The organism is Allobosea minatitlanensis, assembly GCF_964020775.1.
Genome location: NZ_OZ224509.1, coordinates 1155755 through 1179111, shown reverse-complemented (window position 1 = coordinate 1179111; position 23357 = coordinate 1155755). Strand labels below are relative to the sequence as shown.

The following is a 23357-nucleotide window of genomic DNA, read 5'->3' as shown; positions in this document are numbered from 1 at the left end:
TTTCGGCCCATCTTTCGCCGGATTCGCGCGCGAAAGACAGGCTACGGCATTTCCCCGGATCGCGAAACGGGCGGCGGCGTGGGTCTCCCGCGACGCGAGCGGCGGGGTTTGGATCGGAGCCGGAGCCTCCGGGCCGGGCCGCTGGTCGCACCGCCTGGTTGGAAGGATGACAGGATGAACCCCGCCGACGTCGCGCAGGCCGCGCCGCAGATCGACATGTCGTTCTGGACGCTGTTCTGGCACGCCCACATCGTCGTCAAGCTGGTCATGATCGGCCTGCTCGGCGCCTCGGTCTGGTGCTGGTCGATCATCATCGACAAGACCCTGCTCTACCGCCGCACGCGCAAGGACATGGACGCTTTCGAGGAGGTGTTCTGGTCGGGCCGCTCGCTCGAGGAGCTCTATCGCGATCTCGCCAGCCGCCCGGTCAACGACATGGCCGCGGTCTTCGTCGCGGCGATGCGGGAATGGAAGCGCTCCTTCGAGAATGGCGGCCGCTCGGTCGCCAGCCTCTCGCAGCGCATCGACAAGGTGCTCGACGTCACCATCCAGCGCGAGACGGAGCGGCTCGAATCGAAGCTGCTGGTGCTCTCGACCATCGCCTCCGCCGCCCCCTTCATCGGCCTGTTCGGCACGGTCTGGGGCATCATGACCTCGTTCACCGCCATCGCCGTCTCGAAGAACTCCTCGCTCGCGGTGGTGGCGCCGGGCATCGCGGAGGCGCTCTTCGCCACCGCCATCGGCCTCTTCGCCGCGATCCCGGCCCTGATGGCCTACAACAAGCTCCAGGCCGAGGTCGCCAAGGCGCAGGGCCGGCTCGAAGCCTTCGCCGACGAATTCTCCGCGATCCTGTCGCGGCAGATCGACGAGCGCATGGCGGCGTGAGGGCCTGAGCGATGGGAATGTCACCCGCAGCAGCAGGCGCGCAGGGCGGCGGCCGCCGGGGCCGGCGCGCACGCCGCCACCGCGCCATCGCCGAGATCAACATGACGCCGTTCATCGACGTCATGTTGGTGTTGCTCATCATCTTCATGGTCGCGGCCCCGCTGATCGCGACCGGCGTGCCGCTCGATCTGCCGCAGACCGGCGCGAAGCCGATCAATGTCGACCAGAAGCCGGTCACGATCGCCATCGACGGCAAGGGCCAGATCTTCCTGATGGACGAGCCGACGCTGGAGCCCGACCTCGTCTCCAGGCTGCAGGGCCTCGCCAAGCAGGGCTTCGACGAGCGCATCTATGTGCGCGCCGACAAGCTGGTCGATTACGGCCGCGTCGCATCGGTCATGTCGACCATCACCGCCGCCGGCTTCAAGCGGGTCGCGCTGGTGACGGAACCGGCCGCCCGCTGAGGACGGTGGAAGTAAGGGTACTGAAGGGCGTGAAGCTTTCGACCTCCGAACCTGGCATGCTGGTGTCGGCGCTCGGCCACATGACGGCGCTCGTCGTGGGGCTGGTTGCGTTCTCGTCACCCTCGCCGCTGCCCGAGCACCAGGAGGCGATCGCGGTCGAGCTCGTCGACCCGAACGCGCTGAATCAGATCACCCGCGGCGAGCGCAACGCCCAGAAGGTCGAGGAGAAGCCGACCCCGCGCGCCGAGCGCCAGTCCGACGTGGTCGAGCATAAGGAGGCCGGCGAGGCCAAGGCCGACAATCCGGCGCCGCCTTCCCGCCCGCCGGAGCTGAAGCTCGCCGACGACAACGCCGCCGCCCCGACGCCGCCGGCCCGCCCGGTCGAGCAGCCCCGGCCGGAGGCGAAGCCGCCCGAGCCCGCCAAGCAGCCGCCGCAGAAGAGCGAGGCCGCCGCCGCGCAGGAGGCGGAACAGAAGCGCCAGGAACTGGCCAAGCTCGCCGAGGAGGCCGAGCTCGCCTCCAAGGCCAGGCAGGCCGAGGAGGAGGCCAAGGCCGCCGCCAAGGCGAAGGCCGAGGCGGAAGCCCAGGCGAGGAAGGCGGCCGAGGCCAAGGCGAAGGCCGAGGCGCTCGCCAAGGCCGAGGCCGAGAAGGCCGCCAGGGAGAAGGCGGAAGCCGTCGCCAGGGCCAAGGCCGAAGCCGAGCAGAAGGCCAAGCTCGCCGCCGAGGCCAAGGCCAAGCAGGAGGCGGAAGCCAAGGCCAAGCGCGAGGCCCAGATCGCCAAGAACTTCAACGCCAGCGACATCGAGCGCCTGTTGCAGTCGAAGGAGAAGGCGCAGTCCACCGGCTCCTCGGCGCCGCAGACCAACCGCACCGCCTCGCTCGGCACCCGGACCGGCTCCTCGCAGAAGCTCAGCCCCTCGCTGCGCGCCCAGCTCATCGGCATCATCCAGGACCAGCTCCTGAAATGCTGGAACGTGCCGATCGCCCTCGCCAACGCCCATGGCGGCGGCAACATCGTGCCCTCGGTGCGCATGCGGCTGAACACGGACGGCTCGCTGGCCGGCCAGCCGGGCGTGATCAACTCCTCGCCCGATCCGCTTTTCCGCGTCGCCGCCGATTCGGCGCTGACCGCGACCCGCCGTTGCGCGCCGCTGCGCATTCCGGCTCAATTCGCCGCCTATTACGACGACTGGCGTGATGTCGTCGTCAATTTCGACGCAAGGGACGTGCTGTGACCCTGATCGACCGCAACCCCCTCCCCTTCCCGGCCGCCGCCCCGACCCGTCGCGGCCTCCTCGCCCTGGCCGGCGCGAGCCTGCTCGTGCCTGCCGCGGCACGCGCCGAGCTGGTCATCGACCTGCGCGGCGGCTCCTTCCAGCCGATGCCGATCGCCATCGCCGATTTCGGCGGCGACGGCGGCGTGCTGGTCTCCGGCGTCATCACCAACAACCTCAAGCGCTGCGGCTATTTCCTGCCGGTCGACAAGGGCCGCTTCCCCGAGAAGAACCCGCCCTTCGACGCCGCGCCGCAGTTTCAGGCCTGGCAGGCGGCCGGGGTGCAGGCGCTGGTGACCGGCCGCGTCGCCCGCGAGGCCGGGCGCATCCGCGCCGAGTTCCGGCTCTGGGACGTCGCCACCGGCACCCAGACCGACGGCCAGCAATATTTCACCGACCCGAGCAACAGCCGCCGCGTCGGCCACATCATCTCCGACGCGATCTTCTCGAAGATCACCGGGCTCGGCGGCTTCTTCGACACCCGCGTCGTCTTCGTCGACGAATCCGGCACCAAGGAGAACCGCCGCAAGCGCCTCGCCATCATGGACCAGGACGGCGCCAATGTGCGCTACCTCACCAATGGCGACGTCTCGGTGGTGACGCCGCGCTATTCGCCGGTCTCGCAGGACGTCACCTTCATGTCGCAGCGCCATGGCGAGCAGCCGCGCGTGCAGGTGCTCAACATCGAGACCGGCCAGCGCCAGATCGTCGGCAACTTCCCCGACATGACCTCGAGCCCGCGCTTCGCCCCGAACGGGCAGCGCGTCGTGCTCTCGCTCCAGCAGGGCGGCAACGCCAATCTCTACGCCATCGACATCGCCTCGCGCTCGACCACCCGGCTGACCTCGACGGCGGCGATCGACACCTCGCCCTCCTATTCGCCGGACGGCTCGAAGATCGTCTTCGAGAGCGACCGCGGCGGCCAGCAGCAGCTCTACGTGATGTCGGCCGGCGGCGGCGAGGCGCAGCGCATCTCCTTCGGCCAGGGCCGCTATTCGCAGCCCTCCTGGTCGCCGCGCGGCGACCTGATCGCCTTCACCCGCCAGGGCAGCGGCGGCTTCGCCATCGGCGTGATGCGCCCCGACGGCTCGGGCGAGCGCATCCTGACGGAAGGTTTTCACAACGAGGCGCCGAACTGGGCCCCGAACGGCCAGTACATCATGTTCTTCCGCGATCCGGGCGGCGAGACCGGCGGCAAGCTCTACATGGTCGACATCACCGGCCGCGTCGAGGTGCCGGTGCCGACCCCCGCCTACGCCTCCGATCCGACCTGGTCGCCGCTGCTCGGCGGCGGGCGCTGAGGCGGGAGGCCGGCCCCGCATGCATTGGAAGCCGTCCGGGTCGTGCCGGGCGGCTTTTCTGCAAGGCAGCCGAGGCTGACGCGTCTGGGACCGATAGGAGGCGGGAGCGGACGTCGCCTAACCTTCGAGCTCAACGATCATCGCAACTCTGTCTGCATGCCGACCGCCCTCGAATTCGGCGATCAGGAACGCATCGACGATATCGAGCGCCAGCCCCTCACCGACGATGCGCGAGCCTATCGAGAGCATGTTGGCGTCGTTGTGCTGTCGGATCATGCGAGCGGAGAATGTGTCGGAGCATACGCCGCAGCGAATACCCTTAACCTTGTTGGCCGCCATCATGATGCCTTGACCGGTGCCACACAGGATGATGCCGAGATGACAGTCGCCTGATGCGACGAGTCGGGCCGCTGCTTCACCCTGCGCGGGATAAGGCGTGCTCTCGCTCGTATTCGGCCCGATATCGACGGCTTGCCAGCCTCGTGTCGCGACATGCGAGACGAGCGTTCGTCTCAAGCCGATGGCAGCGTGATCGCTCGATAAGACAATACGCTTGTTGGCTTGCACGGGCAGCGACTCCGATGTGGTTGCTCTTTAGACCTCTCATCTGCAAATTCGGCAACGGGCGATAACGGAACTCCCGATCCCGGCCCTCGCGAAGCGCCCCTCAGCCTGTGTCGCCCGCGCCACAGCCGCGCCGCAAACGGCCTTTCGCCAGATTTGGTTAACCATACGCCGCAATGCCGCCACTTCGCCTTGTTCTGGCAAGGTCTCGTTTAGGTTGACGCTTCATTGATAAGGCAAGTCACTGATGAGGCGAGTGCAAGGCCCTTCCCGAAGCAGGCGCCGAGAAGACCAGACCCAGACCAGATCGCCCGGAGTCCAGCCATGTTGACCACCTTCTTCGCCGGCGGACGCAGCGTCCGCTTCGCCGCCGCCCTCGCGGCCACGCTCGCGCTCGGCGCCTGCGCCAACAACCAGAACGCCGACGGCAGCGGCTCGGGCTTCGGCGCCGGCGGCGCCGCCACCCCGGGCAGCGCGCAGGACTTCGTCGTCAATGTCGGCGACCGCGTCTTCTTCGAGACCGACTCCACCGATCTCACCCCGACCGCGACCGCGACCCTCGACAAGCAGGCCCAGTGGCTGCAGCGCTACGCCAACTACTCCTTCACCATCGAGGGCCATGCCGACGAGCGCGGCACGCGCGAATACAACTACTCGCTCGGTGCCCGCCGCGCCCAGACCGTGCGCGACTACCTCGCCTCGCGCGGCATTCCGGCCAACCGCATCCGCACCATCTCCTACGGCAAGGAGCGCCCGGTCGCGGTCTGCAACGACATCTCCTGCTGGTCGCAGAACCGCCGCGCCGTGACGGTGCTGGACGGCGCCGGCGGCGGCGCCTGAGCGGCCGACCGGCCTGAAACCGCGAAGCCCCGGACGCCGGCGTCCGGGGCTTTCCGTCGCCTTCGCCCTTCGCGGACGAAGCGAAGCGCAAATCCCGTAGGTTCCTTCAGGAGCGGCCCGGGTCGAGCCCGAGCATGACGCCTTCGGTCCGAGCCATCACCCCGCCGGCGCCGGGATCAGGCTCTTCGCCACGCCCTCGATCCGCTCGGCCGCCGCCACGAGCGCTTCCGCCGCGCGGTCCTCGACCTCGCTGAGCCGCTGGTCGGCCGCCCCGGCATCGCCCTGGATCGCCGCCAGATCGGTCTCGAGCCGGGCGACGCGCTGCTTCAGCTCCGAGACCTCGTCCGCCACCATCAGCGCCGCCATGACGTGCAGGCGCATGTCGCCGATCTCGCCGAAGGCCTGCCGCATCTCGCCGATCTTGCCGTCATAGAAGCGCGCGAGCTCCTCGAGATGGGCCTCCTCGCCCTCCCCGCAGGCCATGCGATAGGCCTTGCCGGCGATCGTGACGTTGACTTGCGGCATGGACTCTCCTTCCGTCGCGCCCGGCGGGACGCCCTATTCGGCCTCCTCGGCCTCGATCTCCGCCGGCTGCTGCGCCTGCACGCGCTCGATCACCGCGCCGATCACGTTCATCGCCCGCGTCAGGCGCTGGTCGACGTCCTGCGCCGCCGTCTCGACATGGCCGAGCCGCGCCATGGTGCCGTCGAGCTCGGCCGCCAGCCGCGCCCGGTCGTCCTGCATCAGCGCCAGCTCGGTTTCCAGATTGGCCCGGCCGCGCTCGGCCTCGACCCGCCGCCGTGCCGCCGCCTCGAGCTGCCCCAGCGCCGAGTCGAGACGGGCCAGCGCATTGTCCAGCATCAGGCTCGCCACCATCGCTCTCCTTTCAGATCGAAGCCGGCTCACACGATTCGCGCCCGAATTTACAGCAGAAGCGCGGAGAGCGGGAATCAGGCCCCGGCTGAAACCGGCGATTGCCGAAGGATTGTCCACATGCGCCGAAACGACGCTTCCGGAAACCGCCGCGCCGGCGCGGTTTTGCGCCGGGAAACCGCCTTGCGAGAATTGACTCGTGCCGAGCCCCGGGCCTAATCGAGCCGTCCTTTCGAAGTCTTCCGCGACTGCCTTGTCGGACAGCCCGTTCCCGCTTTGCCTGGGGCGGGGCCGGTCCGCCCCGCCCGCCAGACGGAGCCACGAGATCATCATGACCAGCATCGACCGCGCCCAGCACGACAAGCTCGCCAACGCCATCCGCGGCCTGGCGATGGACGGCGTCGAGAAGGCCAAGTCCGGCCATCCCGGCCTGCCGATGGGCGCCGCCGACATCGCGACGGTGCTGTTCACCCGCGTGATGAAATACGACGCCGCCGATCCGCGCTGGCCGGACCGTGACCGCTTCGTGCTCTCCGCCGGCCACGGCTCGATGCTGCTCTACGCCCTGCTCTACCTCACCGGCGCGCCCGGCATGGAGCTCGCCGACCTCGAGAAGTTCCGCCAGCTCGGCTCCCGGACCCCCGGCCACCCGGAGAATTTCGAGACCGCCGGCGTCGAGACCACCACCGGCCCGCTCGGCCAGGGGCTGGCCACCGCCGTCGGCATGGCGATGGCCGAGCGCATGCTCGCCGCCGAGTTCGGCCGGAAGGTCGTCGACCACCACACCTATGTGCTGGCCTCCGACGGCGACCTGATGGAAGGCATCAGCCAGGAAGCGATCGCGCTCGCCGGCCACCAGAAGCTCAACAAGCTGATCGTGCTCTGGGACGACAACGGCATCTCGATCGACGGCCCGCTGACCATCACCGACAATGTCGACCAGGTCGCGCGCTTCAAGGCCTGCGGCTGGCGCTCCGAGCGCGTCGACGGCCATGACCCCGAGGCGATCGAGGCCGCGATCAACCGCGCCCGGAAGTCGAGCAAGCCGAGCATGATCGCCTGCAAGACCACGATCGGCTTCGGCGCACCGAAGAAGGCCGGCACCTCCAAGGCCCATGGCGAGCCGCTCGGCGCCGAGGAGCTCGCCGCCGCCAAGAAGGCGCTCGGCATCACCGGCGGACCCTTCGAGGTCCCGGCCGATGTGCTCAAGGCCTGGCGCGGCTTCGGCGCCGCCGGCGCCGCCGCGCACAAGGACTGGAACGCGCGCTTCGCCACCCTCTCCGAGCGCAAGCGCGGCGAGTTCGACCGCCGCCTCGCCCATGCCGTGCCGGCCAAGCTCGACAAGGCGATCCTCGCCCACAAGAAGGCGCTGATCGCCGCGCCCCAGGCGGTCGCCACCCGCAAGGCCTCGGAGCTGGCGCTGGAAGCCATCACCCCGATCATGCCCGAGCTGGTGATGGGCTCGGCCGACCTGACGCCCTCCAACAACACCCGCACCAGGGCGGCCGAGGACTTCACCCCGAAGACCCCGAAGGGCCGCTATGTCCGCTACGGCATCCGCGAGCACGGCATGGCCGCCGCGATGAACGGCATCACCCTGCATGGCGGCTTCCGCACCGGCGGCGGCACCTTCCTGGTCTTCGCCGACTATGCCCGCCCCTCGATGCGGCTCGCCGCGCTGATGGGCCTGCCGGTCGTCTATGTCATGACCCACGACTCGATCGGGCTGGGCGAGGACGGCCCGACCCACCAGCCGGTCGAGCAGGTCGCCAGCTTGCGTGCCATGCCGAACATGCGGGTGCTCCGCCCGGCCGACACGATCGAGACGGCGGAAGCCTGGCAGATCGCTCTGGAGCGCACGGACGGCCCGACCGTGCTCGCGCTGTCGCGCCAGAACCTGCCGCAGTTGCGCACCGACGCCACGGCGAAGAACCGCTCGGCCGCCGGCGCCTACGAGCTGCTCGCCGCCGAGGGCGGCAAGGCCCAGGTCTCGCTCTTCGCCTCGGGCTCCGAGGTCGAGCTCGCCGTCGCCGCCCGCAAGCTGCTCGCTGAAAAGGGCGTGCGGGCGCGCGTCGTCTCGGTGCCCTCGCTCGAGCTCCTGCTGGCGCAGGACGAGGCGACCCAGGCCGGGATCATCGGCACGGCGCCGATCAAGATCGCCGTCGAGGCCGGCGTGCGCTTCGGCTGGGATGCCGTGATCGGCCATGACGGCACCTTCATCGGCATGCACTCCTTCGGCGCCAGCGGCCCCTACAAGGAGGTCTACAAGCATTTCGGCATCACGGCGGAGGCGATCGCCGACGCTGCGATGAAGAAGCACAACGGCTGACGACCCGCCATTGCGAACCCGGATCCCGCCTTCGGCAAGCCGGGGGACAGGCTCCGCGAAGCGGTCCAGGGGCGGCCGAGCTCCAGGTCTCCCCCGGATCGCTTGGTCGCTTCGCCGCTCGCAATGACGGTTTTATCTTGCGTTCGGCCATGCTTTGGCCGAATTGCCCGCGTGGATAGCGACGGCTGCGCCGTTTGCTCGGCGAAGGAGAGGAAGACATGACGGTCAAGGTGGCGATCAACGGCTTCGGCCGCATCGGGCGCAACGTTCTGCGCGCGATCATCGAGTCGAAGCGCAAGGACATCGAGGTCGTGGCGATCAACGATCTGGGTCCGGTCGAGACCAACGCCCATCTCTTCCGCTTCGACTCGGTCCATGGCCGCTTCCCCGGCCAGGTGACCGTCTCCGGCGACACCATCGATGTCGGCCGCGGCCCGATCAAGGTCACCGCCGTGCGCGACCCCAAGGAGCTGCCGCACAAGGCGCTCGGCGTCGACATCGCGCTGGAATGCACCGGCATCTTCACGACGAAGGACAAGGCGAGCGCCCATCTCGCCGCCGGCGCCAGGCGCGTGCTGGTCTCGGCCCCCTGCGACGGCGCCGACCTGACCGTCGTCTACGGCGTCAACCAGCACGAGCTGACGAAGGACCACCTCGTGGTCTCCAACGCCTCCTGCACCACCAACTGCCTCGCGCCGGTCGTGCGCGTGCTGCATGACGCCGTCGGCATCGACAAGGGCTTCATGACCACGATCCACGCCTATACCGGCGACCAGCCGACGCTCGACACGATGCACAAGGATCTCTATCGCGGCCGCGCCGCCGCGCTCTCGATGATCCCGACCTCGACCGGCGCCGCCAAGGCGATCGGCCTCGTCATCCCCGAGCTGAAGGGCCGTCTCGACGGCACCTCGGTGCGCGTGCCGACCCCGAACGTCTCGGTCGTCGACTTCAAGTTCATCGCCAAGCGCAAGACCTCGGTCGAGAAGATCAAGGAGGCCATCATCAAGGCGTCGAAGCGCGGCCCGCTCAAGGGCATCCTCGCCGTCACCGACCAGCCGAACGTCTCGATCGACTTCAACCACGATCCGGCGTCCTCGACCTTCGCCCTCGACCAGACCAAGGTGATGGACGACAAGTTCGTCCGCATCCTGTCCTGGTACGACAATGAGTGGGGCTTCTCGAACCGCATGAGCGACACGGCCGTCGCCATGGGCGCCCTGCTCTGACCCATCTCGGAGCGAGGCCGTGCCGGACCCCGGCACGGCCTCCTTCGTTTTCGCACCGCAACGGAGAGCCCATGGCCAAGATCGAGCCGACCGTCACGCCCCCGGCCCCTGCCGAGACGCCCGCCGTGACGCCTCCCCCCGCCCCCAGCCCCTCTCCCGCGGCCGCAGCGCCGGCCCCCGCCGCGCCAGCCGCCTCCCAGGCCGCTCCGGCCTCCGACCCGCGCAAGCTCGACCAGCTCTCCCGCATCGAGGAGAAGGCGGCGCGCATCGAGGAGAAGTTCGCCCGCTACGAGGCGGTGCTGACCCGCGCCGAGGCCTCGCTGGAGCGCAGCGCCCACAAGGTCGACGCCGCCGCCGGCACGCTCGACTTCGCCTCGATCCGCGGCGAGATCGCCGCCCTGCGCAACCGCGTCGACGCCACGCCGCGCGCCGGCACGCTGTTCACGACCGCCATCGTCACGGCGGTGCTGACCGTCATCCTCACCATCCTGGTGCTGAAATTCGGCGTGCCGGGCCTGTTCGGGGGCCTGCTGTCGCGATGAGCGCCTTCCGCACCCTCGACGACGCCGATCTCGCCGGCAAGCGCGTCCTCGTCCGCGTCGACCTCAACGTCCCGATGGAGGACGGCAAGGTCAGCGACACCACCCGGATCGACCGCATCCTGCCGACGATCCGCGAGATTGCCGACAAGGGCGGCAAGGTCGTCCTGCTCGCGCATTTCGGCCGCCCCAAGGGCCGCGACGAGAAGAACAGCCTGAGGCAGGTCGTGCCGGCGCTGGCGCACGCGCTCGAACGCCCGGTGATCTTCGTCGACGACTGCATCGGCGATGACGTCGCCAAGGCCGTGGCAGCGGCGAAGAACGGCGAGATCCTGCTGCTGGAGAACACCCGCTTCCACGCCGGCGACGAGACGAACGACCCGGACTTCGTCAAGGCGCTCGCCGCCAATGGCGACCTTTACGTCAACGACGCCTTCTCGGCCGCCCATCGGGCTCATGCCTCGACCGAAGGCCTCGCCCATGTCCTGCCGGCCTATGCCGGCCGCACGATGCAGGCGGAGCTGGAGGCCCTCGCCGCCGGCCTCGACAATCCCGCCCGCCCGGTGATGGCGATCGTCGGCGGCGCCAAGGTCTCGACCAAGCTCGACCTGCTCGGCAATCTCGTGAAGAAGGTCGACATCCTCGCCATCGGCGGCGGCATGGCCAACACCTTCCTCGCGGCGCGCGGCGTCGCTATCGGCAAGTCGCTCTGCGAGCACGACCTCGTCGGCACCGCCCGCGAGATCGCGGAGAAGGCCAAGGCCGCCGGCTGCGCGATCCTGCTGCCGGTCGACGCGCTGGTGGCGCGCGAGTTCAAGGCCCATCCCGGCTACCGCGTCGTGCCGGTCGACGGCGTCGAGCCCGACGAGATGATCCTCGACGCCGGCCCGCTCTCGATCGCCGAGGTCGTGCTGCGGCTGGAGACGGTGAAGACGCTGGTCTGGAACGGCCCCTTCGGCGCCTTCGAGCTGCCGCCTTTCGACACGGCCACGGTCGCGGTCGCCAAGGCCGTCGCCAAGCGGGTGCAGGCCGGAGAGCTGGTCGCGGTCGCCGGCGGCGGCGACACCGTCGCGGCGATGAACCATGCCGGCGTCGCCGACGAGCTGACCTATGTCTCGACGGCGGGCGGCGCCTTCCTCGAATGGATGGAAGGCAAGCCCCTGCCGGGCGTCGAGGCCCTCAGGCAGGCTTGACCAATCCTCAAGGGCTGCCCTTGCGGCAGCCCGCGTTTATGCTATGTTCTCACCATGGGCGAGAATGTGCAGACGGCTATGTTCGAGATCCTGAAATCAATTCAGGCGAAGCTTGCCGATCATGACAAGCGCTTCGACGCCATCGAGAAGCGTTTCGTCGAACTGGGCGACCTCGTCCGCAAGCAGCGCCGCGACACGGCCGGCCTGCTCGTCATGGCGAAATCGATCACCGGCAATTTCGCCGAGGAACTTGCCGCCGTCGAGGAGCGCGTCGCGGCGCTTGAAGCGCGCGGCGGCTGAAGCCTTAAGGCTTTTCGGCGCTTTCCCTTTGCGCCGGCGGTGCTTCGGCACTACATCCTCGCCCATATCCGTTTTGCAAAAGGGGAGTGCCATCGTGGCCCGCATCACGCTTCGCCAGTTGCTCGATCATGCCGCCGAGAACGACTACGGCGTGCCCGCCTTCAACATCAACAACATGGAGCAGGCGCTGGCGATCATGGCGGCGGCCGACGCGACCGACGCGCCGGTGATCATCCAGGCCTCGCGCGGCGCCCGTTCCTACGCCAACGACATCATGCTCAAGCACATGATGGACGCCGTCACCGAGATCTATCCGCATATCCCGGTCTGCGTGCATCTCGACCACGGCAACGAGCCGGCGACCTGCATGACCGCGATCCAGGCCGGCTTCACCTCCGTCATGATGGACGGCTCGCTCAAGGCCGACGGCAAGACCCCGGGCGACTGGGACTACAATGTCGGCGTGACGAAGACCGTCACCGACATGGCCCATCTCGGCGGCATCTCGGTCGAGGGCGAACTCGGCGTGCTCGGCTCGCTCGAATCCGGCGAGGGCGAGAAGGAGGACGGCCACGGCTTCGAGGGCAAGCTCAGCCACGACCAGCTCCTGACCAACCCGGACGAGGCGGTGAAGTTCGTCGCCGAGACCAAGGTCGACGCGCTCGCCATCGCCATGGGCACCTCGCATGGCGCCTACAAGTTCACCCGCAAGCCCGACGGCGCGATCCTGGCGATGCATGTCATCGAGGAGATCCACAAGAAGCTGCCGAACATGCATCTCGTCATGCACGGCTCCTCCTCGGTGCCGCAGGACCTCCAGGACATCATCAACCGGTATGGCGGCAAGATGCCCCAGACCTGGGGCGTGCCGGTCGAGGAGATCCAGCGCGGCATCAAGCACGGCGTGCGCAAGATCAACATCGACACCGACAACCGCATGGCGATGACCGGCCAGATCCGCAAGATCCTCTCCGAGCATCCCGGCGAGTTCGACCCGCGCAAATACCTCAAGCCTGCCATGGAGGCGATGACCGCGCTCTGCAAGAAGCGGCTGGAGGAGTTCAACACCGCCGGCCAGGCTTCCAAGATCAAGCGCATCGTCACGCTGGCCGAGATGGCCAAGCGCTATGCCAAGGGCGAGCTCGACCCGACCTTCGGCGCGAAGAAGGCCGCTTGAGCCGCCTCTGACGGCTCTGTTTTTTCGACGCCCGGCCCCGGCCGGGCGTTTTCGTTGCAGCAAGGAGCATCGCCCCGATTGCAGCCGCCATGTATCCGGCGCCCTTTCCGTGCGCCGCGATTTCTGATTCAACGGCATGCCCCGCCGCCCGAGCCCGCAACCCATGTCGATTGTCTTTTCCGCCCTGGTCGCGGTCTTCGTCGGTTTCGCCGCCTCGGTCGCGGTCATCCTCTCGGCCGCGCAGGCGCTCGGCGCCACGGCCGGCCAGACCGTCTCGATGGTGGCGGCGCTCGCCATCGGCACGGCGCTGCCGAGTATCTGGCTGTCCTGGCGCTATCGCATGCCGATGATCTGCGCCTGGTCGACGCCGGGCGCGGCGCTCATCGCCGCCGCCAGCGGCTTCGACATGGCCGCTGCGGTCGCCGCCTTCCTCGTCGCCGCGCTGCTGATGATGCTCACCGCCGCCTTCCGCCCGCTCGGCCGGCTGATCGAGCGCATCCCGATGCCGATCGCCTCGGCCATGCTGGCGGGCGTGATCTTCCGCTTCGTCGTCGCCGTCTTCGACGAGATGCGGCTGTCGCCATGGCTCGTGCTGCCCTTGCTGGCGGTGTTTCTCGTCGCCCGGCTCCTCAATCCGTTCCTCGGCGTCATCGCGGCGCTGGCCGCCGGCATCGTCATCAGCTTCGCCGGCGGGCTCGCGCACTGGCCCGGCGGCGAGATCGCCTTGACCAGCCTCGAAATCGTCACGCCCCGCTTCGATATTGCCGCCATGCTCGGCATCGGCGTCCCGCTCTATCTCGTCACCATGGCCGCCCAGAACCTGCCGGGCTTCGCCGTGCTGCGCGCCGCCGGCTACAAACCGCCGACCGCCCCTGCGCTCTTCGCCACGGGGCTCGTCTCGCTGCTGACCGCCCCCTTCGGCGCGCATATGACCAACATGGCCGCGATCAGCGCCTCGATCTGCACCGGAGGCGACACCCATCCCGACCCGGCCCAGCGCTGGAAGGCGGGCGTCGTCTACGGCTTCGCCTATCTCGTCGTCGCCGGCTGCACCGGCCTCCTGATCGCGCTGCTGCTCGCCCTGCCGAAGGCGCTGATCGTGGCGGTGGCCGGCCTCGGCCTCGTCGGCTCCTTCACCGGCGCGCTCGGGCAGACGATGTCCTCCGACAAGGAGCGCTTCGCGGCGGCCATCGCCTTTTGCGTGGCGGCCTCCAGCCTCTCGCTTTTCGGCATCGGCTCGGCCTTCTGGAGCCTGATTGCCGGGCTTGCGGTCTTGACATTGGACTTCGCCGCGGGCCGTTTGCGCAGCCGATCATGACCACGCACCCTTCCCCCACCCGCCTGATGCTCGTCACCCCGCCGGTCGAGGACGCCGACGCCATGGCCTTCCGCCTGATGCAGGCGATGGCGGGCGGCGACGTCGCCGCCATCCTGCTCCGGCTCGCGCCCGGCGACGACCGCAGCCGCATCGAGCGCGTCAAGCGCCTCGCCGGCCCGGTGCAGGCCAACAACGTCGCCCTCGTCGTCGAGGACACGGCCCTTGTCGCCGCGCGCGGCGGCGCCGACGGCGTGCATCTCACCGGCGGCCCGGCCGCGATCGCCGAGGCGCGCTCCAGCCTGAAGAGCGAGCGCATCATCGGCGCCGGCGGCTTGCGCGCCCGCCATGACGCCATGGATGTCGGCGAGGCCGGCGTCGACTACGTCCTGTTCGGCGAGCCGCGGCCGGACGGCAGCGTGCCGCCCCTGCCGGCGGTGATCGAGCGCGCCGGCTGGTGGGCCGAGATCTTCGAGACGCCCTGCGTCGCCTATGCGCCGGACGCCGAAGCCATCGAGCCGCTGGTCGAGACCGGGGCGGAATTCGTCGCCCTCGGCGCCTGGGCCTTCGACGAGGGGCAGGACATCCGCGCCCTGGTCGAGGCGGCGAATGCGGCGATGTCCGCCTGCGCGGCGCGGAAGACCGCCCGATGAAAGGGCTGCGTTGCGGCCTCGTGCTCGGCGCGCTGACCGGCCTCGCCCTGCCGGCCGCGGCCGCGCAGCCCTTCGAGGACCTGGCCTATGGCGCCTATCAGGCCGGCCATTACCGGCGCGCCCAGACCGAAGCGCTGAAGCGCGTCGAGGCCGACCACAACGACGCCGCCGCGATGACGCTGCTCGGCGAGATCTACCGGCAGGGCCTCGGCGTCGCGCCCGACCAGAAGGCCGCGACCGAATGGTACGAGCAGGCCGATGCGCGCGGCGACATCAACGCCACCTTCGCGCTCGCGACCGAGCTCCTCGACCAGAACAGCGGCAAGCGCGATCCCGCTCGTGCCGGGCAATTGCTGGAAAAGGCCGCCGCAGCCGGCCATCCGCTCGCCAATTACAACCTCGCCCTCGCTTTGCTCGCGACGGGCAAGGACAGCGACGACAAGCGCGCCGTCGCCTGCCTGCGGATCGCGGCGAAGGCCGAGATCGGCGATGCGATGCAGGCGCTCGGCACCCTCGCCCGGCAGGGTCGCGGCCTGCCGCAATCCGACGAGGAGGCGGCCGGCTGGATGAAGAAGGGAGCCGCCGCCGGCAATGTCCCGGCCGAGGTCGAATATGCGATCATGCTGTTCAACGGCACCGGGGTGGCCAAGGACGAAGAGGCGGCGGCGAAGCTCTTCCTGCGCGCTGCCCATCAGGGCAATCCCATCGCGCAGAACCGCCTCGCCAAGCTCTACCAGTTCGGCCTCGGCATCGCGCCGGACCGGATCGAGGCCGCCGCCTGGCATCTCGCCGCCCGCTCGCAAGGCCTCGGCGACCCGGCCCTCGACGAGCTGTTCGACCGGCTCAACCCCGAGCAGAAGGGTCGCGCCGCCCGCATGGCGGCCTCCCGCATCAGCAGCTTCGTCTTGACGGCGCCCTAGGAGCCGCGCAAGTGACAGGCTGACTGCCGCCGAAACACAGCCCTCATCCTGAGGAGCCGCGAATGCGGCGCCTCGCAGCACGGTCCAGGGTCCACTGGAGCATCCTGCGAGACGCGAGCTTCGCCCGCTCCTCAGGATGAGGGCTGGGGATTTTCCAGTCTTCGCTCTTTGCCTTCGCTTTTCCGCCGTGCCTCCCGACGGCACGCAAGAGGTTCAGATGATCCGTTCCCCGTTGATGACCGTGATGACCGACGCCGTGATGAAGGCGTCCCGCTCGCTGAAGCGCGACTTCGGCGAGGTCGAGAATCTCCAGGTGCTCGCCAAGGGCCCGGGCGATTTCGTCTCCAAGGCCGACCACAAGGCCGAACAGATCCTGCGCGAATCGCTGGAGAAGGCCCGGCCCGGCTACGGCTTCGTCATGGAGGAGAGCGGCGTCGTCCACGGCACCGACGAGAGCAACCGCTGGCATATCGACCCGCTCGACGGCACCCACAACTTCCTGCGCGGCATCCCGCACTGGAACATCTCGGTCGCGCTGGAACGCGACAACCAGTTCGTCGCCGGCGTGGTCTACGACGCCGCCAAGGACGAGATGTTCATGGCCGAGAAGGGCAAGGGCGCCTATGCCAACAACCGGCGCCTGCGCGTCTCCGGCCGCCGCGAGCCGGCCGAGATGCTGGTCGGCACCGGCATCCCGCATATCGGCAAGGGCGGGCACGGCCTGTTCCTGCGCGAGCTCGCCGCGGTGATGCCGCGCTTCGCCAATGTCCGGCGCATGGGCTCGGCCGCGCTCGACATCGCCTATGTCGCCGCCGGCCGCCTCGACGGCTACTGGGAGCGCGGCCTCAACACCTGGGATTTCGCGGCGGGCGCCGTGCTGATCCGCGAGGCGGGCGGCACCTTCGGCACGCTCGACGGCAAGCAGGCCACCCATGCCAGGGACATCATCTGCGGCAACGAGACCTGCGAGCAGGCCCTGCGCGCGGCGCTGAAGACGGCGGCCGCATAGAGCCGCTCCGGCCCGCGCGGGCCGTCGTTGCGAGGAGCGAAGCGACGAAGCAATCCAGGAGGACGTGGAGCGCGGCTGCCTCGGGATTGCTTCGCTCCGCGCGCAATGACGACGGGAGCCGCGCTTTCGGCCTTGATCCCGGCCGTCCGGGAGGCGACAGTCTGCGACGCGATCCGAGGCGAACGGAAGACGAAGCATGGCGAATGAGGATCTGGCGGCCGACGAGATCGCGGCCGCCCCCCCGCGAGAGGATACCCGCTTCTCCCGGCCTCTCCGCTACGCCGTCCGCGCGCTCGTCTTCATCGCGCTGATCGGCTTCCTCGGCTACATCCTGCAGGCCGGGCTCATCAAGGCGTTCATGACCAATCCCGGTCTGAACGGCCTGATCCTCGGCGCCCTGCTGGTCGGCGTTCTGGTCGCCCTGCGCGAGCTCTGGCGCCTCGCCAGCGAGGCGCGCTCCGCCACCCGCCTCGCCGCCGCGCCCCGCCATGCCGAGATCCGCCGCGGCGAGGTCATCGCGCCGCTCGGCGCCGTGCTGCCGGCGCTCGACGAAGCCAGCCTCGCGCCGGCGCAGGCCGCCTCGATCGTCGAATCGATCGCCGTCAGGCTCGACGACGGCCGCGAGGTGCTGCGCTATCTCGCCGGGCTTCTGGTCTTCCTCGGCCTGCTCGGCACCTTCTGGGGCCTGCTCGAGACGGTCGGTTCGGTCGGCGGCGTCATCAACTCCTTGCGCACCGGGGCGGAAGCCGGCGTGCTCTTCGACGACCTCAAGGCGGGCCTGTCGGCGCCGCTCGCCGGCATGGGCCTGTCCTTCTCGTCCTCGCTCTTCGGCATCGCCGGCTCGCTGATCCTCGGCTTCCTCGATCTCCAGGTCGCGCAGGCGCAGCGCCGCTTCCGCAACGAGGTCGAGAGCTGGCTGGGCAGCCGCACCGCCCTGCCCGGCGCCATGCCGCTCCTGCCCGCCGGCAATCCGCTGGCCGAGCGCTTCGACAGGCTGAGCGCGGCGATGGTCGACGGCACCGCCAACAACCGCGCCGCCACCCAGGCCCTGTCCAACCTCGCCGAGGGCATCCAGGGCCTGGTCCAGCACATGCGCTCCGAGCAGCAGATGATCCGCGACTGGGTCGAGGCGCAGGCCGCCCGCGAGAAGGAGCTGAAGCGGCTGATCGAGCGCCTCACCGCCGACCAGATCACCGAGCCATGATTCCCGTCGAGCACCGGACCATGACAGCAGGACCCTGACGATGGCCCTTTCCCGCGCCCACCGCCGCGAGGAGGTGAATTTCTGGCCCGGCTTCGTCGACGCGCTCTCGACGATGCTGATCGGCATCGTCTTCCTGCTCACCGTCTTCGTGCTCGGCCAGTTCTTCCTGTCGCAGGAGCTGACCGGCAAGGACACGGCGCTGGAGCGGCTGAACAAGCAGATCTCGGAACTGACCGACCTGCTGGCGCTGGAGCGCTCCTCGAACCGGCAGGCGCAGGAGAGCCTCCAGCTCATGCAGTCGACGCTGGCCCAGGCCCAGGGCGAGCGCTCGCGCCTGCAGGGCCTGCTCGAGACGCAGCAGAACGGCAATGCCGGCGCCCAGCTCGCCGAGACGCAAAAGGCGCTGGAAAGCGAGAAGCAGCTCTCCGCCCGCGCCCAGGCGACGGTCGACCTCGTCAACCAGCAGATCGCCGCGATGCGCCGCCAGCTCGCGGCGCTGGAGGAGGCGCTGGCCGCCTCCGAGGCCAAGGACAAGGATTCGCAGGCCCGCATCGCCGATCTCGGCTCGCGCCTCAACGTCGCGCTCGCCCAGCGCGTGCAGGAGCTGGCGCGCTACCGCTCCGACTTCTTCGGGCGCCTGCGGCAGGTGCTCGGCACCCGGCCGGACATCCGCACGGTCGGCGACCGCTTCGTCTTCCAGTCGGAGATCTTCTTCGACGCCGGCCAGGCGGTGCTGAAGCCGGAGGGCCAGGCCGAGCTCGACAAGTTCGCCACCGTGCTGCTCGACCTCGCCAAGGAGATGCCGCCGGACCTGCCCTGGATCCTGCGCGTCGACGGCCATACCGACAACCGCCCGATCCGGACGGCGCAGTTCCCGTCGAACTGGTACCTCTCCTCGGCGCGCGCCATCGCGGTGGTCGAGTATCTGATCTCGCGCGGCCTGCCGAACGACCGCGTCGCCGCGACCGGCTTCGGCGAATACCAGCCGCTCGACGTCGCCAATACCGACGAGGCGCATCGCCGCAACCGGCGCATCGAGTTCAAGATCACGGAGCGCTGAGGCCATGATCCGCAGGCTGGCGGCCACGGCGCCGCTGCTCGCCCTCGCCGCGCTGCTGGCGGGACAGCCCGCATCGGCCGAGCCGCGCGGCTCCAGCGTCGAGGAATGCGGCGCCTGCCACGGCATCGACGGCATCGCCCGCGACACCGAGGTCCCGCATCTCGCCGGCCAGAACGAACGCTACCTCTTCAACCAGATGCTGGCGTTCCGTTCCGGCAAGCGCCAGCACAAGGAGATGCGCTACATGGCGCGCGCGATGTCCGTGCAGGAGATCGCCGCGCTCGCGGCTTATTACGCCTCCCTGCCGCCGCGCTGAGACGTCGCTTCGCGCGGGGAACCGCATCGTCATTCCGGGGCAGGCGGAAGGCCAGAGCCCGGAACCACGAACACCGCATTTTACGAGACGGACCGGCGCCTCTTCAACGTATTGTCGTGTTCATGGGTTCCGGGCTCGGCCCTTGCGGGCCGCCCCGGAATGACGGGGAGGTTCGGGATCGAGGCGTTACGCTCACGCCGCCTCCAGCCCGAACTGCAGCGCCGCCAGCCTGGCATAGAGCCCGCCGCGCGCCTTGAGCTCGGCATGGCTGCCCTGCTCGACGATGCGCCCCTCCTCCATCACGAGGATGCGGTCGGCGGAAAGAATGGTGGCGAGCCGGTGCGCGACCACGAGCGTCGTGCGCCCCCGCATCAACCGGTCGAGCGCGTCCTGCACCGCGCGCTCGCTCTCCGAATCGAGTGCGCTGGTGGCCTCGTCGAGCAGCAGGATCGGCGCGTCCTTCAAGACGGCGCGCGCGATCGCGAGCCGCTGTCGCTGCCCGCCGGAAAGCGTCACGCCGCGCTCGCCGACGATGGTGTCGTAGCCCTCCGGCAACTCCCGGATGAAGCCGTCCGCCGCGGCAAGCCGCGCCGCCTCCTCGACCTCGTCCTGGGTGGCGCCGGGGCGGCCATAGGCGATATTGTCCCGAACCGAGACACCGAACACCGTCGGCTCCTGCGGCACCAGCGCGAAGCGCTCCCGCCAGGCGTCCGGCTCGGCCTCCGGCCCGGCGACGCCGTCGACCATGACGCGCCCGCCCTGCGGATCGTAGAAGCGCAGCGCCAGTTGCAGCACCGTGCTCTTGCCCGCGCCCGACGGGCCGACCAGCGCGATGCGCTCACCCGGGCGGATCGAGAAGCTCAGATGATGCAGCGCCGAGGCCTCGCGCCCCGGATAGCTGAAGGAGACGTCCTCGAAGGCGAGCTCGCCCAGCGAGGGCTCCGGCATCGGCCTGGGATGCGGCGGGGCGGCGATGGCGGGCTTCATCGCCAGGATCTCGCCGAGCCGGCCGGAGGCGCCGGCCGCCGCGCTGATGTCGCCATAGACCTCCGAGAGCTGGCCGAGCGAGCTCGCCGCCAGCACCGCGTAGAGGATGAACTGCGACAGCCGTCCGCCGCTCATCCGCCCGTCGAACACCTCGGTCGCGCCGGTCCAGAGCACGCAGACGACGCTGGCCGAGACCAGGAAGATCGCGACGCCGGAAAGCAGCGCCCGCGAGGCGGTGGCGCCGCGCGAGGCGGCGTAGGCCTCGTCGGAGGCGGCCTCGAAACGGGCCGATGTCTGCCGCGCCGCGCCGAAGGACTGCATGGTGCGGATGGCGCCGACGGCTTCCGCCGCGAAGGCGGAGGCCTCGGCCAGCCGGTCCTGCGCCATCCGCGCCCGGCGCCGGACCGAACGGCCCGACATCACCAGCGGAATCACGATCAGCGGGATGACGCCGATGACGATGGCCGAGAGCCGCGGGCTCGTCGCCACCATCAGCGCGAGCGCGCCGAGCGCCATGATGGCGTTGCGCAAGGCGATCGAGGCGGTCGAGGCGAAGGTCGACTTGATCTGCGTCGTATCGGCGGTGAGCCGCGAGACGAGATCGCCCGCCTTGCTCGAATCGAAGAAGGCGGGCTCGAGCCGCGTCAGATGCCGGAAGACGTCGGCGCGCAGCGAGGCGACGATGCGCTCGCCGACCGTCATCACCAGATAGAATCGCGCCGAGCTCGCCAGCGCCAGCACGGCGACGACCCCGATCAGCAGGATGAAATAGCTGTTGGCGAGCTGCCGCTCGCCGCCGGCGAAGCCGACATCGATGACCCGTCGCACCGCGACCGGCAGCACCAGCGTCGCCAGCGAGGCGACGACGAGCGCGACCAGCGCCGCGGCGATCCGCCGCTTCTGCGCGCGGGCATAGGGCCAGAAGGTCGCGAGCGAGCGGAAGTCGGGTCGTGCCTTGCTGGTCTTGCCCTCGGTTTCGGCCACGCGCTGGAACTCCTGCGGTCACGCGCGCATCGGCACGCCCTGGAAGGATAGCAATCTTCAACACCGCTCAAACCCGATCGGGCAAGTCTTGGCAAATGCCGCATCGCCGCAGGCGGCATGCGGGCCGAACTTGCACTGCGCCTGCGTCTGCGATATGTGCACGCGACTTCACGACAGGCTCATCCGAATTCTTTCGACGGGCCGGGCAGGCTCGCCTGCTTGTCGATTACGCCCGTTTTTTCGAGTTTCGAGGATTTCGCCATGGCCAAGACCGGCATCCACCCCGACTACCACACCATCAAGGTCGTGATGACCGATGGCAGCGAGTACCTGACCCGTTCGACCTACGGCAAGGAAGGCGACACGCTGAACCTCGACATCGACCCCAAGACCCACCCGGCCTGGACCGGCGGCACCCAGCAGCTCATGGACCGCGGCGGCCGCGTCTCGCGCTTCAACTCCCGCTTCGGCGGCCTGGGCGCGCTCGGCAAGAAGTGAGTAGAGCGCGGCCCCGCCGCCTCCTCCGCGACAATGCGAAAACCCGGCCTCGCGGCCGGGTTTTTTGCTTTCGCGTGAGATCGACGACGGAACCTCGCCGTCATTCCGGGGCAAGCGTGCAGCGCTTGAGCCCGGAACCCATGAACACCGCCGTCACCGGACGAAACCCGGTCCTTCTCGGGAACGTCGTGTTCATGGGTTCCGGGCTCAGCCCTTCGGGCCGCCCCGGAATGACGGCGGGTTTCCTTGCGAAAATGGCAGCCCTCAGCGCCCCAGGCCGAGCCGGGCCTGCAGGCTGGCAAGCTGGTCCTGCACCGGATTCGCCAGCTCCCGCAGCGGCGCAACGCCCCACATCTGCTCCTCGAGATGCTGGATGCGCGCCTGCAGACGGAGCGAATGGGCCATCAGCCCGCGCAGGCGCTCGGGCAACTGCGCGGCGATATGCTCGGCCGGCGGCAGCATCGGGTCGCCGACCTTGACCTTGCTGTGCTCGGCGCGGGCCTGCTCGGCGGTCATCTCGCCCTCGGCCACCGCGCGCTGCACCAGGAGCCAGGAGGCGATCTGCATCAGCCGCGTGGTCAGGCGCATGCTCTCGGTGGCGTAGGTCAGCGCGACCTCGCGCGGCAGCGCCGCGGAGTCCTTGCGCCCGTCGCCGTCGAGATAGGCCGCGGTCTGCTCGACCAGCCCCATCCCCTCGCGAAACAGCATCATGAAGGCCTCGGACCGGACGAAGCCGCGCGCGAAGGAGATCGCTCCCTCCTGCGCCTGCGGCTCCAGCAACTGGGCGTCGTTCATACGGTGTCTCCCATCGGCACAACCGCGTGCGCCTCTGGAACGCCACGCGGATCATGCCGTCGACACCGCAAGAATAGCGCCGTTAACGATGCCGGGCGTCGGTAGGATATCGTTAACCTTAACGGAGATAGAAGCCTCGTGGCGAGAAAAAGGCAGCCCGCCCGCGCCCGCCGCACCGGGTCGCCCGACAAAAAAAGAGCCGCCAGGGGCGGCTCGTGAGGTCAACAGGGAGGCGTCAAACAGAGTAGGCAGGAGCCACTCGACATCCAGACAAACTGGATGGTCAGATTCATACTTTGGAATCTTTAACGACCTCTTAACGGGGCGTCTCCGCACGCGCCTTTTCAGGCCGGCCGGCGAAAAAAGGCGTCGGCTGCGGCGCGCGAGGCACTCTTGCCGGCCCGCGCCTCCGTCAGCCGCTCGATCTCCGCCCTGAGCGCGGCGATCCTCTCATCGATCTCCTCCAGCGACAGCGTCGACAGGTCCTGCCCGATCTCATGGACGCTCTTCGGCTTCGGGCGGTCATCCTCGGAAAATAACGACATGGCAGCCTCGCATCTCACCAAAATCGAGCGGGCAGGCTAAACATCTCCATCCCGCCGCGCCAAGCTGCACCGCAGCATGGCCGGCGCCGCCCGAGGAGACAGA

Annotated in this window: 25 protein-coding genes; 19 read left to right on the top strand and 6 right to left on the bottom strand. The window is 69.3% G+C overall.

Features of this window, described 5'->3' with window-relative positions; genetic code table 11:
• Positions 1 to 174 precede the first annotated feature (174 nt).
• From tolQ to tolB, 4 genes are read left to right on the top strand one after another with little or no spacing between them, the layout of a single operon-like run.
• A complete protein-coding gene (gene tolQ / locus ACWH43_RS05610) occupies positions 175 to 885 on the top strand; it encodes a protein TolQ (protein WP_158448405.1) in 711 nt (236 codons plus the stop codon).
• An 11-nt stretch (positions 886 to 896) separates the two neighbouring features.
• Positions 897 to 1349: an ExbD/TolR family protein gene (locus ACWH43_RS05605; protein WP_158448404.1), complete on the top strand. Its 453-nt coding sequence runs from the start codon at positions 897 to 899 to the stop codon at positions 1347 to 1349.
• A gap of 29 nt (positions 1350 to 1378) precedes the next feature.
• Entirely contained in the window at positions 1379 to 2584 is a 1206-nt protein-coding gene (gene tolA / locus ACWH43_RS05600; protein ID WP_260349292.1) for a cell envelope integrity protein TolA, read from the top strand.
• A 2-nt stretch (positions 2585 to 2586) separates the two neighbouring features.
• Positions 2587 to 3924: a Tol-Pal system beta propeller repeat protein TolB gene (gene tolB, locus ACWH43_RS05595; RefSeq protein ID WP_375797028.1), complete on the top strand. Its 1338-nt coding sequence runs from the start codon at positions 2587 to 2589 to the stop codon at positions 3922 to 3924.
• Between the two features lie 117 nt (positions 3925 to 4041).
• Here tolB and rpiB read toward each other — a convergent pair whose 3' ends face one another.
• Positions 4042 to 4491 carry a ribose 5-phosphate isomerase B gene (gene rpiB, locus ACWH43_RS05590; RefSeq protein ID WP_158446244.1) on the bottom strand — a complete coding sequence of 150 codons (450 nt, stop codon included), beginning with the start codon at positions 4489 to 4491 and terminating at the stop codon, positions 4042 to 4044.
• Positions 4492 to 4812: 321 nt separating this feature from the next.
• Here rpiB and pal point away from each other — a divergent pair, with 321 nt between their 5' ends.
• Positions 4813 to 5328: a peptidoglycan-associated lipoprotein Pal gene (gene pal, locus ACWH43_RS05585; protein WP_158446243.1), complete on the top strand. Its 516-nt coding sequence runs from the start codon at positions 4813 to 4815 to the stop codon at positions 5326 to 5328.
• A gap of 156 nt (positions 5329 to 5484) precedes the next feature.
• On the opposite strand, the gene ACWH43_RS05580 is transcribed toward pal, so the two are convergent.
• Together ACWH43_RS05580 and ACWH43_RS05575 are read right to left on the bottom strand one after the other, a co-directional pair.
• Positions 5485 to 5853 (bottom strand): cell division protein ZapA, encoded by a 369-nt coding sequence (locus ACWH43_RS05580; protein ID WP_158446242.1) that lies wholly within the window; start codon positions 5851 to 5853, stop codon positions 5485 to 5487.
• A 33-nt stretch (positions 5854 to 5886) separates the two neighbouring features.
• Complete coding sequence (locus ACWH43_RS05575) at positions 5887 to 6201, bottom strand: DUF4164 family protein (protein ID WP_311734850.1); 315 nt, start codon at positions 6199 to 6201, stop codon at positions 5887 to 5889.
• A 331-nt stretch (positions 6202 to 6532) separates the two neighbouring features.
• Between ACWH43_RS05575 and tkt the strand changes: the two genes are divergently transcribed.
• The 13 genes from tkt (at position 6533) to ACWH43_RS05510 (ending at position 19445) form a co-directional block, all read left to right on the top strand.
• Positions 6533 to 8530 carry a transketolase gene (gene tkt, locus ACWH43_RS05570; RefSeq protein ID WP_158446241.1) on the top strand — a complete coding sequence of 666 codons (1998 nt, stop codon included), beginning with the start codon at positions 6533 to 6535 and terminating at the stop codon, positions 8528 to 8530.
• Positions 8531 to 8748: 218 nt separating this feature from the next.
• Entirely contained in the window at positions 8749 to 9759 is a 1011-nt protein-coding gene (gap, locus tag ACWH43_RS05565; protein ID WP_158446240.1) for a type I glyceraldehyde-3-phosphate dehydrogenase, read from the top strand.
• 71 nt (positions 9760 to 9830) lie between these two features.
• Entirely contained in the window at positions 9831 to 10301 is a 471-nt protein-coding gene (locus ACWH43_RS05560) for a hypothetical protein (RefSeq protein WP_260349293.1), read from the top strand.
• Positions 10298 to 11491 carry a phosphoglycerate kinase gene (locus ACWH43_RS05555; RefSeq protein WP_158448035.1) on the top strand — a complete coding sequence of 398 codons (1194 nt, stop codon included), beginning with the start codon at positions 10298 to 10300 and terminating at the stop codon, positions 11489 to 11491. The genes ACWH43_RS05560 and ACWH43_RS05555 overlap by 4 nt, the downstream gene beginning before the upstream one ends.
• 54 nt (positions 11492 to 11545) lie before the next feature.
• The gene (locus ACWH43_RS05550) at positions 11546 to 11791 is read left to right on the top strand and encodes a hypothetical protein (RefSeq protein ID WP_158447001.1); all 246 of its coding nucleotides are present in this window, start codon (positions 11546 to 11548) and stop codon (positions 11789 to 11791) included.
• A 94-nt stretch (positions 11792 to 11885) separates the two neighbouring features.
• Entirely contained in the window at positions 11886 to 12968 is a 1083-nt protein-coding gene (gene fba, locus ACWH43_RS05545; protein WP_158447000.1) for a class II fructose-bisphosphate aldolase, read from the top strand.
• A 163-nt stretch (positions 12969 to 13131) separates the two neighbouring features.
• On the top strand, positions 13132 to 14286 hold the full coding sequence (locus tag ACWH43_RS05540) for a benzoate/H(+) symporter BenE family transporter (protein WP_158446999.1): 1155 nt from the start codon (positions 13132 to 13134) through the stop codon (positions 14284 to 14286).
• Positions 14283 to 14936, top strand: coding sequence for a thiamine phosphate synthase (locus tag ACWH43_RS05535; protein WP_158448037.1), 654 nt, complete (start codon positions 14283 to 14285; stop codon positions 14934 to 14936). Before ACWH43_RS05540 ends, ACWH43_RS05535 begins: the two co-directional genes overlap by 4 nt.
• Positions 14933 to 15856, top strand: coding sequence for a tetratricopeptide repeat protein (locus ACWH43_RS05530; RefSeq protein ID WP_158448038.1), 924 nt, complete (start codon positions 14933 to 14935; stop codon positions 15854 to 15856). Before ACWH43_RS05535 ends, ACWH43_RS05530 begins: the two co-directional genes overlap by 4 nt.
• A gap of 217 nt (positions 15857 to 16073) precedes the next feature.
• On the top strand, positions 16074 to 16865 hold the full coding sequence (locus ACWH43_RS05525) for an inositol monophosphatase family protein (protein WP_158443463.1): 792 nt from the start codon (positions 16074 to 16076) through the stop codon (positions 16863 to 16865).
• A gap of 196 nt (positions 16866 to 17061) precedes the next feature.
• Complete coding sequence (locus tag ACWH43_RS05520) at positions 17062 to 18069, top strand: flagellar motor protein MotA (protein WP_260349295.1); 1008 nt, start codon at positions 17062 to 17064, stop codon at positions 18067 to 18069.
• 40 nt (positions 18070 to 18109) lie between these two features.
• Positions 18110 to 19129, top strand: a complete 1020-nt coding sequence (locus tag ACWH43_RS05515) for a peptidoglycan -binding protein (RefSeq protein ID WP_158443462.1) — start codon at positions 18110 to 18112, stop codon at positions 19127 to 19129.
• Positions 19130 to 19133: 4 nt separating this feature from the next.
• Positions 19134 to 19445 (top strand): c-type cytochrome, encoded by a 312-nt coding sequence (locus ACWH43_RS05510; RefSeq protein ID WP_158443461.1) that lies wholly within the window; start codon positions 19134 to 19136, stop codon positions 19443 to 19445.
• 192 nt (positions 19446 to 19637) lie between these two features.
• Here the strand turns inward: ACWH43_RS05510 and ACWH43_RS05505 are convergent, their stop codons facing one another.
• Complete coding sequence (locus ACWH43_RS05505; RefSeq protein ID WP_158443460.1) at positions 19638 to 21416, bottom strand: ABC transporter transmembrane domain-containing protein; 1779 nt, start codon at positions 21414 to 21416, stop codon at positions 19638 to 19640.
• A gap of 261 nt (positions 21417 to 21677) precedes the next feature.
• Between ACWH43_RS05505 and rpmE the strand changes: the two genes are divergently transcribed.
• Positions 21678 to 21914, top strand: a complete 237-nt coding sequence (gene rpmE, locus ACWH43_RS05500; protein ID WP_158443459.1) for a 50S ribosomal protein L31 — start codon at positions 21678 to 21680, stop codon at positions 21912 to 21914.
• A gap of 264 nt (positions 21915 to 22178) precedes the next feature.
• Here rpmE and rcdA read toward each other — a convergent pair whose 3' ends face one another.
• Both rcdA and ACWH43_RS05490 read right to left on the bottom strand, forming a co-directional pair.
• Positions 22179 to 22709, bottom strand: coding sequence for a protease adaptor protein RcdA (gene rcdA / locus ACWH43_RS05495; RefSeq protein WP_158443458.1), 531 nt, complete (start codon positions 22707 to 22709; stop codon positions 22179 to 22181).
• 344 nt (positions 22710 to 23053) lie between these two features.
• Complete coding sequence (locus tag ACWH43_RS05490; RefSeq protein WP_158443457.1) at positions 23054 to 23254, bottom strand: DUF1192 domain-containing protein; 201 nt, start codon at positions 23252 to 23254, stop codon at positions 23054 to 23056.
• Between the last annotated feature and the right edge of the window lie 103 nt (positions 23255 to 23357).